Origin of the sequence: Fodinisporobacter ferrooxydans, assembly GCF_022818495.1 — a bacterium.
GTDB classification, from domain to species: Bacteria; Bacillota; Bacilli; order Tumebacillales; family MYW30-H2; genus Fodinisporobacter; species Fodinisporobacter ferrooxydans.
In genome coordinates, this window is record NZ_CP089291.1 from 188,137 (window position 1) to 199,742 (window position 11,606).

Below are 11,606 nucleotides of genomic sequence, written 5' to 3' on the forward strand. Positions count from 1 at the left end.
ATTACTGAATTTTGAATTTGCCGACCAATAATTCCAACTCCATCGCCATTGTTGAAAGAGAGGTTGATGAATTTGCGATTTCTTGCATGGATGCCAATTGTTCTTCAGTCGCCGCTGACATATTTTGCGTTCCTGACTGATTGCTTAATGTTGTTTCGGTGATAATGTCTACCGCTTTTACAACTTCCTCCGTACCCTCTGTTATTTGATGAATGGAAGCTGAGACTTCCTGAATTTGTTGTGTGACCCCGTTAATCGTTTGTTTAATTTTATCAAAGGAAAATCCGGCGCTTTGCACAACCTCAATCCCAATTGCCACCTCTTTGGTCCCTTGTTCCATCGATGATACGACTTTTTGAATAATTGTTTGAATGGCAGCAATCGATTCATTAATCTGCTTTGCCGAATTTGATGATTCTTGCGCCAATTTCCGCACCTGATCCGCTACTACCGCAAAGCCCCGCCCATGTTCGCCTGCTCTCGCCGCCTCAATAGCTGCATTTAATGATAAGAGATTTGTCTGATTCGCAATTTCTTTGATTAAATCCAGAATTTGTTCAATATTGCGCGTTTTTTCGCCAAGTTCTTTGATGGTAATCGCAGATGATGCTACCGTTTTTTGGATTGTATTCATTTGCACAATTACTTTTTGGATCGCTTCATTTCCTTCGATCGCTACTGTGGAAGCTTGTGTGGCACCTTGTATCATCTTTTCCGAACTTTCCGCCATATTATGGACTTCTTTCGACATCGCATCAACAGTATGTACCGTATGTTCCACACTTTGAAACTGAATTTCCGAACCTGATGCCACTTCCTGGATCGATTTCGCGATATGTTCCGAGGCCCGGCTTGTTTGTTCCGCACCCGATTGCAATTCCTCGGCTGTTGCGGCAAGACTCAGGGTATTTTCATTCACAAGTTCCATCAATCCCCTGATTCCTGACATCATAGAATTAAACGATTTTGTAAGTGCGCCAATTTCATCGGATGATTGATAATCACCTTGAACTGTCAAATCTCCTTGTTCCGCTTGATTCATTAAGATTTGTATGGTCTGCAGCGGTTTTTGAATGGATCTGGCAATCACGATTCCAATTCCTGCACACAGAATCATACAAAAAACAAAAACCATAATTAGACCAAACAAAGTCAAGTAGAAGGAACTCCGGTTCTGTTGATTGATACTCTTCGCCACTTCTTGTCTGTGATTGATTACCATATCAAGTGAACGATTCGCAAGATTTCGATAATCTGTAAGAGAATTATAGTAGCTGGAAGCAACTTCATTTTGGTTTTTTAATGCGAAATCAATACAAAGCTGAGAAGCATGCTGATATTGGTCCATTTGTGATTTGTATGTTTTGATCTGTTCTTTTTCAATCGGATCTATTTTTGTTTTATCAATACTAGCTACTAATTTTGCATTCTCCGATTCTTTATTTTTTATATCCGCAACAAACGCTTGTTTTCTTCCAGTATCGATAGAAGATGTCTGCAATATTTGTAAAATGTCATTTGCCATCAAGTTGTTATTATCCCGGATATTCTCCAATTGTTGAATAGGTATTAATTGGTTATTGTACATCGATGATGAATTCGCATTCATTTTGGTTAACGAATAAATTCCAATGATTCCTGTTACGAACATGGAACATGTGGAAATGAAGATTAAAATAGCTAATCTTTTGCCGATCGTGATGTTTCGAAGACTATCAGTTGTTTTGCTCCGATTCCATGATGACAGTATTTTAATAAACAACCGATTATCAGCTTTGATATGTAGCACAATACTTTTAAAATGTGAGGATATTTTTTTGTAAAGTGAAAAAAACCGATTTTTATTACATTCTTTTTTCTGGAATTTACATTTGTCTTTATTAAAATCGAATCGGAATTTCATACCTCCGCCCTCATCTCATCAAGATCTCACTCGTTTCTTTTTTACTGCTTAATGATTTAAAAACCGGGTATCACATGTATTTCTGCATGTTCATACCCGGTGCACAGATTTTTACAGCATATCGTAAACGAAGTTATTCTTTCCTTACATACATATGAATGTATGACGAATCATTAACCTTTCACTGATCCCGCAAGTATTCCCCGGATAAAATAACGCCCGAGCAAAATATAAACCACAAGTGTCGGCAATGCAGCTAAAACGGCTCCGGCCATTTGCACATTCCATTGTACAATTTGACTGCCTGCAAGGTTTTGCAGTGCAACCATAATCGGCTGATTGCCTGATGTTGTGATGCTTACAGCAAACAAGAATTCATTCCATACGGATGTAAATTGCCAAATGCCAACTACCACAAATCCGGATATTGATAATGGCAGGAAAATATATCGATAAATACCAAATATGCCACTGCCATCAATTTTCGCTGATTCCAATATTGCATCCGGGATACTGACATAATAGTTTCGGAAGATCAATGTCGTAATCGGGATCCCGTAGATGACATGAACCAAAATCAATCCCGGAATCGTGTTGTACAAACCGATGATTCGCAAAAATTCAATAAGCGGAATCAAGATACTTTGATAGGGAATAAACATACCGAATAAAATTACCGGAAACAAAACTTCACTTCCGCGAAAACGCCATTTCGCCAGAATATATCCATTTAGAGAGCCTAACAGCGACGACAAAACGGTTGCTGGTATAGCCAAATAAATGCTGTTCAGAAAACTCGGTTCCAGTCGCTTGAAAGCCTCTATATAACCGCCAAATTCAATGGTTTTAGGAAGTTTCCACATCTGATCCAAAGTGATCTCGCTTACGTCTTTAACACTCGTGATCAAAACAACGTATACCGGAGTCAAAAAAATGACAGCAAATACTAGCAATATAAGATAAATCAGTGTTCGGTTCATTGTTTTCGCTGTCATCATTCTGCCTCCTTGCGGGAGCTGGAAACCAGGTATGGCACAATTATCAGGGAAATAAAGATCAACATGATGACTGCAATTGCAGTACCTTGTGCGTAATGATTCCCTCGGAACGTTGTTTCAAACATGTACACGCCCGGTACATCCGTTACGAATCCTGCTCCGGGTCCCGTCATTGTATAAATCAAATCGAATATTTTCAGTGAAATATGTGCAAGAATAATCGTCGTACTTAAAGTAACAGGCCACATGAGCGGGAGGATAATTTTCCGATAAATTTGCAACTCTGTAGCGCCATCTATTCTTGCAGCTTCTTTCAATTCGTCAGGAATCGCACGCAAACTTGATAAATACATAGCCATTGTAAATCCGGACATTTGCCAAACAGCTGCGATCACAACTGCAAGAATGGCGACCGGTATTCCAAATGAAATCACACCCCAATGAATTTTTGGAATCACGGTTGTATCAACAAACCATTTTGGCAAATGAACGACCCCTAATTTTTTCAAGATCAAATTCACACCAGTGGAAGGATTTAACAGCCATTGCCAAACAACACCTGTGACGACTAATGACAAGGCCATCGGAAAAATAAAAATATTGCGGAAAAACGTTTCCCCTTTGATTTTTTGGTCAATCAGGATTGCCAGACCAAGCCCTATCACAATCGAAATCCCGATAAAGAAAATCGTAAAAAATAATGTATTGCGCAAATCTGACTGAAACCGAAAATCATGAAATAAGAATATATAGTTCTTCAATCCCACAAATGTAAAATCAGGTACGATTGAATTCCAGGCTGATAATGAAGCATATGCCGTCCAACCAATGAAGCCATATACAAATATGCCGATGGCGATGATCGACGGAAGAAGAAATAGAACGGGGGCAACTTTTTCGAAGCTCCATCGTTTTTTGGCTCCTGTGCTCATCTTCTCTCCGGTCCTCCTTTAAGAAATAGACAGGAGTCGAATGGAATCGCTCCTGCCCATTTCCAATTTCATTTTTATTTATTCTGTTCCGCATCTTGTTCTAATGTTGTGGCAGCCGTGTTGACATCACCTTGTGTGACAAAGATATTGATCGCTTGGTTCATTTGTGTGACAAAACCTTGTGGCATAGCCGAGCCATGTGCAATGCTTGGCGTCAAAGCGTCTTTCTTGAAGTCAGCCATGGCTTGCTTGCTATATACGTCATACTTGCTGGGATCTGCATCAACACGGGCCGGAATCGATCCTTTTAATGGGTTAAACGCATCTTGTCCCTCTACAGAGCCAAGCAATTTCAGGAATGTTTTGGTTTCTTCCGGATGTTTGATCCCTTTTGGCAATCCGAACGTATCTGAAATTACCATAAAGGAACTGCCGGTGCCCGGTGTCGTCGTCCATTCGAAGTCAACATTTGGCTTAAGTTTCAAATCAGATGTGAAATATCCTTTTGCCCAGTCACCCATTACGTTCATAGCTGCCTGACCTTTTGCGACCAGCTGGGAAGCATCCTGCCAGGTACGTGCAGCGTGATCCGAGTTTACATATGTCAACATTTTCTTGAAAATTTCAAGTGATTGCTTTACTTTCGGATCATCCCATTTTATTTTTCCTTGTGTCAAATCATCATATCCTTGCGGCCCAAGCTCACCCAGCAATACATCTTCAAACAGCATCGTTGCTGTCCAAGGCTCTTTATCACCAAGTGCAAGGGGCGTGATGCCTTTTGCCTTCAAAATATCCGCATCCTTGAAGAATTCGTCAAACGTTGTTGGTGGTTTGAGATGGTTGTCATCAAATATTTTTTTATTGATCCAAAGAACATTTCCACGGTGGATATCAACAGCAACGGAATAAATTTTTCCATCCTTGCTCATCATATCGACCAGACTCTTTGGAAATTTATCTGTCCATCCGGCTTCTTTGTAAAGATCGTTGAGCGGCTGCATCTTTCCGGCTTTCACCCAACTATCCAGCAATTCTGCACCAGCATGCACTTGGAACGTATCAGGCGGATCGCCCGCCTGCATTCGGCTTGCCAATACTGCTTGTGCGTTTGTACCCGCACCGCCGGCAACTGCAGCGTTAATCACATTAACATCCGGATTTTGTTTCTTGAATAATTGAATCAGCGCTTTTAAACCTTCTTCTTCACCGCCGCCTGTCCACCAACTGAAAATTTCAACAGATTTCTTAGCATCTGCAGTTTTATTGGCGCCGCCGCCAGCCGGGGCTCCTTGATTCCCAGTTGTTGAAGAACCACACGCGGTCAATGCCAATACGCTTGTCATCACAGCTGCTGCTGTTATTACTTTTGATTTCTTGTTCATTTGCCTATTCCCCCCTGTATCTCTTATTGAAATCCCTTACAGCAATAGTCTAGCACCTTATTTTTGCTTTTTGATCGTTAAAATATTGCACATGTTAGCGATTTCATGCACGAATTTGCGCAAACTCCAAACGCATATCCGATTTATGAAATAAACTTATACAATTTTGCACTATATCAACTTCAGCGCAAAAAAGTTTGCTAATGTTGCAGCATTGTGGTCGTTGTATGCTTTTCATATGCTTTTCCATTCACTTGGAGCTACACCATAATGCTTTTTAAACACTCTGCTAAAATATGTTGGACTATTGTATCCAATATGAAAACAAATTTCCTTCAAATTATATTTTCTTTGCTCGATCAATTCACGTGCCGCCTCCATTCGCAAATGTGTGAGATATTCAACAAAACTTTGTCCGAATGCCGCTTTAAATTGTTTGGAAAAATAAAACGGGCTTAACTGCGCCATATCCGCCATCATTTCCAAAGTCAGATCTTCCGCATAATGAGTTTCCATAAAAGATTTCGTTCGTTGTAAAGCTGAAATGGAATGATTGAACATTTCATCTAACGAGTCGGATGTCAGTTGAATAAACGCTTGAAAGGTTTCCGCCAACTCTGCTACAGGAACCTTTGTGTTTGAAATATCAAAATTCGGTGCTGTAATCCCCGATTTTGCCAATTCCCATTTCAAAATCGCAATTACATTTAACAATATATGGTATATTTGATCAAGATCATTCCCATAGCTTTCGAAAACAACCGTTACAAATTCATTCGCCGCTTTATTCGTTTGTTCCATATTCCCTTCAAGAACGGTTTGAATCAACTGCTTTTCCAGTTCAATCAGTTGGGAAGGGGCATGTATCTTACGTATATCTTCATAGAACCGCCATTTGGAATTCGAATCGATTCGTGTTGCCTGATTTGCTTCCAAATACGATTTTGTCCAACCACTTGGTCCAAACTGCTTGCTTCCTATCCCAATGATGTGTAAGGAGGAATCTGTACTCCTGTCCAGTATGCGGCTCAATGCTTGTGCATTTTGCAATGCTTGCGTCCGATACGGTGCATGTTTGCCGATTTCATGTTGAAGAATGCAAAAAATGCTAATATGTGAGCTGACAATTGGGCTTACCAACACACATTCATTATGCGGGAGATGCTCATGAATCAATGTTTTCATGTCTGCCTGTTTGTCTATTTCATTCGGCAGATTTACAACCAAACAATACCCCGATCGTTGATTTGCATCTTCCATCCCCAATAAATGGTAATGTTCTTCACTTGGTAAAATCCCCTGCATGAGATGCAATGCACAATCTGATTCTGCTATCCTGCTTATTTTTCCAATTTTCTCTTTTAAATCTAAAACCGATTGCCGCTTACGTCTCTCCTTTGCAATATCACTTACCAGTTGATCCACAAGTTCCAGTAGTTTCTCCCGCTTGACCGGTTTTAAAAGATAGTCCTTTGCTCCTACTTGCAATGCTTCTCTGGCATACTGAAAATCATCATAAGCAGTCACAAATATAATCCTGCAATCCGGTACTTGATCACGCAATGCTCGTGCCGCATCGAGTCCGGATATTCCCGGCATTTTAATATCCATAAAAACGATATCCGGGTAAAATTCCTCGGCAATCTCAATGGCTCGACGGCCATTTTCTGCAAGTGCGATTTCAAACCGGTCTGGCATTAATGTTTTGAGAATGAACTCCAGCCCTTCCCGTTCCAATCCTTCATCATCTACAATCATCATCCGCAATCGCAATATGATTCACCAACTTTCATTGAATTCCATCCATGTTTTTACGCTTTCTGATCACTTGGAATCCATAACCGGATTGTGGTCCCTTGATCTACGTCACTTTCTACTTCCGGCCTATGTCGATCCTCAAAAAAAAGCGACAACCGTTTGCCCACATTTGCGAGGCCAATACCTGTCGACCGCTTTTTTTCTTGGTTGAAATCCGTGCCATCGACATTTCCCTGCAAACTTTGCAACAGCTTTTCCTGCGTTTCTTTTCCCATTCCTTTACCATTGTCACAGACGATAATTTCGGCTCCTTGTCCGCAGTTCAAAATTTCCAAATAAAGCGTTGCTCCTGCTTCCAGCTCCTCTATGCCATGTACAAATGCATTTTCTATGATCGGTTGCAGCGTAAGACAAGGCACTAACAGATCCAAGGCATTCTCCTCAATTTTCAAATGATACTCGACCCGATCACGGAACCTTGCCTTTTGTATCGATAAATATTCCTTGACATTTTCCAGTTCTTCGCGCAAGGTTACAGGCTTGTCCAGTTTCTGCAAATTGTATCGCAGCAATGAAGACACAGATGTAATTAAGTCGCTGGCTTGCTCTGCACCTTCCATATATGATAATTTTGCGATCGTATTTAACGTATTAAATAAAAAATGTGGGTTGATTTGGCTTTGCAATGCTTTTAATTCCAATTCTTTCACATGTCGTTCCATTTCCGATTGAATACGAATTTGACCGACCAATAATCGAATATTCTGTTGCATATGATTAAACGCTTCGGAAAGAACTCCGACTTCATCACGAGATTTGACTGCAATCTCTTCCCCTTCAAGATCACCTTTTGCCATGCGTCTCGCTGCACGCATAAGATTTGAAAGCGGTTCTGTTATCCCTTTTGCCAATGCAATGGCGACAAAAATCGATAATATTGTAGAAACTGCAAATATATCGATGCCGATATTTTTTAACTGATCGTTTCTCCTGACGATTTCTTGATAAAACGTGCTATAAAAACTCAACTCTGAATCGATAATGGACTGTGTGGTTTGTTGAATATACCCTGCTGTATTTTCCATTTCCCGATCCACATTTGTATATGTCATTGGATCATGTGATGTGATGGAAAGGAAGATTGTATTCTCCTGATTTAAAAATGTTCGTATCAGATTTTTGTAATTCTTTAATTGTATATAGTTATCGGGCCGTTCTACAACGTTATCCAATTTTGTTTGATCATGTTTTAAACTTTGGTATCCATCTCTACTCGAATTTCTGAGTTCTTGACTTTGATTTACAATATATAGATTGATTTTACGCAAATTGTCATTTACATCATTGGATATTTGATTGAAAAGAAGCAATTGTTGAATGATTTCATTATAGCCAGCTTCCGCCGATCGATTTCCTTGAAACAAGAAAAAAGCAACACTGTTAAGAACAGTAACAATCGAAACGATATAAATCAGCAATTTCGTACGAATGTTCATTTGAAATCCCCCAAAAATTTCAAGGAATCTGCAGTAATCACATACGATTCGAGCTGTGTTACTTTTGGCGGTACCTTTCCATGAATTTTTGCAACCAATTGTTCAACCGCAATTTCTCCCATTAATTTTGGTTCCTGAACAGCAATTGCCGTAATTTTTCCTTTCCGCAATAAATCGATCGTATCAGGCAAATCATCAAATCCAAATATTTTACAAGTCGTATTCTTATTGTTTCGCAACGCATCATAGATTCCTAACCCATCATATGCGCTTGTTCCTACAATAGCTGTTAGATTCTTCGTTTGATTTAAAATCGTCTGAACCTCAGCCGCCGCTTGAATGCGGGAAAATTGGGATAAACGTATCGCTGCGACATGTATGTTCTTGTACAATTTTACAGCATCTAAAATTCCTTGTACTCGTTCCTTTTGGCTTTCATCATTACTCCCGGTAATAATTGCGATATTCCCACTTTCCTTGATCGTTGCCGCAAGCTGATTTCCGATCAGTTTCCCGGCACTATAATTGTCAGTACCTACATAGGACAGCCGCTTGCTTCCGGGTGCGTCCGTGTCCACTGTAACCACTTGAATTCCGGTATTCGCCGCTTTCTCCATTAATGCAGCAAACTCTTTGCCGGAAAGCCCCTGTGTAATGATTCCATCGACATCAGAATTAATGGCTTTATCAATCAATTTCATTTGTTCCGCCGGATCACTCCGCAACGGACCAGCGTATTCGATATCGACATGTTCTCTGTCTGCCGCTATTCTGGCTCCTTTCTCTATCGATCTGTAGTATGGATTGTCATATTGCTGTGTAACCAAGACAAAATGATATTTAGGCACTGCTAAATTTGTATTTTTTTTCAAGATCGAAAAACCATGAATCTGTTCGTTAATTTGTGCAAAAGTTCCGATCAAATAGAGTAAGAACATGAATGTAATGGCCGAAACGATCCAAAGCGCTCGCTGTGTTGACAAACAAACTCCCCTTTTCTGACGAAAGTATATCAACTTGATTATATCGATTCTCTTTCAAAACAAACAGATTGCCGACGATTTACGGCAGACAAAAAAGCCGATACCTTCACTGCAGACAAAAAGAAGTGAATGTACGGCTATGAATTCTTGCAATTTTTTGCTGGTTTTTGCTGAATTAGCTACACATGTGAAACAATCCACTCCGACCTGCCAATGATTGTTGCGGAACCGAAGTTTGCCGGAAGTATGAAATGATCTCCTTTTTTAAACGGGTAAGAATGTTCCTCCGTCACAATCGTTCCTTCCCCGGTTAGTACGCTCGCTATCAAAAATGGTTCCGTTTGTTTGATGGATGTCTCACCATGCATGGACCATTTATACACAGAGAAAAATTCACTTTGGACATATGCAATGATTTCACGCCCCTCAACCATTGTCGTTTGCGGTTGGCATTCCATATCGAAATGCGGTACCCGAATTACATCAATCGCCTTTTCCAAATGGAGCTCTCTGAGATTCCCTTTATCATCCCGTCTGTCATAATCATACAGACGATATGTCGTATCTGAGCTTTGCTGTGTTTCAAGGACAAGTGTGCCGGCACATAACGCATGTATCGTGCCGCTTGGAACATAAAAAAAATCACCGGGTTTGATTTTGACCCTTCTGAGTAACGCATCCCATTGTCCGCCTGAAATTTTCGCGATGAGCTCTTCTTTCGTTTTCACATGATGCCCGTAAATAATCTCCGCATTCTCTTTGCAATCGATAATATACCAACATTCCGTTTTGCCCAACTCGCCGTTCTCAAAGTCTTGCGCATACGTGTCATCAGGATGGACTTGTACGGAAAGATCATGGTTTGCATCGAGGATTTTTGTCAAAAGGGGAAATACATCACCTTTTGCGTTTCCAAACAACTCCCGATGTTTGTCCCATAATTCCCCAAGTGTCAATCCTTTGTAAATCCCATCTTTTACAATACTCTGGCCATTCGGATGCGCCGAGATCGCCCAACATTCCCCAGTCGTCTCACTTGGAATTTCGTATCCGAACACTTCCCTTAAATGTGTGCCTCCCCAGATCCGTTCCTGAAAAACCGGAATAAAAAATATCGGTGCTGTCATGGCTGTCCTCCAAACGTAACCGTTTTGCTGCTTTTCATTCATACAATTCCTCACCTTAGAAATATCAGTGCCGCCGCACCAATGATCCCTGTATCTTGCCGCAGCGCTGCCGGAACAATCGCTGTTTCCCGGCCTTTTGGGCTTAACGCATATTGCCTGACATAGTTTTGTATACCGGCGAACAAAACTTCGCCAACTTCAGAAACCCCACCGCCAATGACGATTTTTTCCGGATCGAACAGGTTGATCAACGTGACACAGCCCATTCCAATATATGTGACAATTTCTGAAATCAGTGAAGAAATAGCAGGATGTCCTTCCTGATACAGCTGAAAAACCTCTTTTGCCGTAACATGCTTCCCAAGCAACTCAGAACCTTGTCTGGCAATTGCCGTTCCGGATGCGACCCACTCAAAACATCCTTTTTGTCCGCATCTGCATGTGCCTTTTCCCGGATCAATGACAATATGCCCGGCTTCCCCCGCATTTCCACTCGCTCCGGAAACAAGTCCGCCATTTATATAAAGTCCGGCGCCAATTCCGGTACTAATGGTGATATACACAAAATTGCGATTGTCTTTTGCCGCACCGATCCATTTTTCCCCTAATGTTGCAGCATTTGCGTCATTCTCAAATTGGATCGGCAATGAAAAATATTTTTGAAACTCGTCGACAACCGCAAAATTCGCCCATTTGGGGAGATTCGGCGGACACAGAAATTTGCCTTTTGTTTTATCGATCGGACCGGGGACGCCAATCCCTATACCTAATACATGCTCCTTTCCTGGACCGAGATCCATTAACATGCCATGGATTGCTTGTTGTATGCGATCTACCATTTGTGTTGGAGTTGCGGTGTGATCGGTTGGAAGAATCGTTTTTGCGTGGATGGCGCCTTTTTCATCAACAACTCCGATTGCGATTTTTGTCCCGCCAATATCCACGCCAATTGTATAGGATGCCATGTAGACATTCTCCTTTTCTCACAGTAATTCTTATTGAAGAGGATGTTCAAAAAGTAGTC

At 40.9% G+C, this 11,606-nt stretch carries 9 protein-coding genes; all 9 read right to left on the minus strand.

What is annotated here, in order from left to right:
* Window position 1: 1 nt before the first annotated feature.
* Window positions 2-1,903 carry a methyl-accepting chemotaxis protein gene (locus tag LSG31_RS01170; protein ID WP_347437624.1) on the minus strand — a complete coding sequence of 634 codons (1,902 nt, stop codon included), beginning with the start codon at window positions 1,901-1,903 and terminating at the stop codon, window positions 2-4.
* 173 nt (window positions 1,904-2,076) lie between these two features.
* Complete coding sequence (locus tag LSG31_RS01175) at window positions 2,077-2,883, minus strand: carbohydrate ABC transporter permease (RefSeq protein WP_430734260.1); 807 nt, start codon at window positions 2,881-2,883, stop codon at window positions 2,077-2,079.
* Window positions 2,884-2,897: 14 nt separating this feature from the next.
* Complete coding sequence (locus LSG31_RS01180; RefSeq protein ID WP_347437626.1) at window positions 2,898-3,833, minus strand: carbohydrate ABC transporter permease; 936 nt, start codon at window positions 3,831-3,833, stop codon at window positions 2,898-2,900.
* A 74-nt stretch (window positions 3,834-3,907) separates the two neighbouring features.
* Entirely contained in the window at window positions 3,908-5,218 is a 1,311-nt protein-coding gene (locus tag LSG31_RS01185) for an ABC transporter substrate-binding protein (RefSeq protein ID WP_347437627.1), read from the minus strand.
* Window positions 5,219-5,452: 234 nt separating this feature from the next.
* Entirely contained in the window at window positions 5,453-6,991 is a 1,539-nt protein-coding gene (locus LSG31_RS01190; protein WP_347437628.1) for a response regulator transcription factor, read from the minus strand.
* 38 nt (window positions 6,992-7,029) lie between these two features.
* Window positions 7,030-8,472, minus strand: a complete 1,443-nt coding sequence (locus LSG31_RS01195; RefSeq protein ID WP_347437629.1) for a sensor histidine kinase — start codon at window positions 8,470-8,472, stop codon at window positions 7,030-7,032.
* Complete coding sequence (locus LSG31_RS01200; protein ID WP_347437630.1) at window positions 8,469-9,455, minus strand: substrate-binding domain-containing protein; 987 nt, start codon at window positions 9,453-9,455, stop codon at window positions 8,469-8,471. The genes LSG31_RS01195 and LSG31_RS01200 overlap by 4 nt, the downstream gene beginning before the upstream one ends.
* A 179-nt stretch (window positions 9,456-9,634) precedes the next feature.
* Window positions 9,635-10,582, minus strand: coding sequence for a mannose-6-phosphate isomerase, class I (gene manA / locus LSG31_RS01205; RefSeq protein ID WP_347439408.1), 948 nt, complete (start codon window positions 10,580-10,582; stop codon window positions 9,635-9,637).
* A 50-nt stretch (window positions 10,583-10,632) separates the two neighbouring features.
* Complete coding sequence (locus LSG31_RS01210; RefSeq protein WP_347437631.1) at window positions 10,633-11,547, minus strand: ROK family protein; 915 nt, start codon at window positions 11,545-11,547, stop codon at window positions 10,633-10,635.
* Window positions 11,548-11,606: the final 59 nt, after the last annotated feature.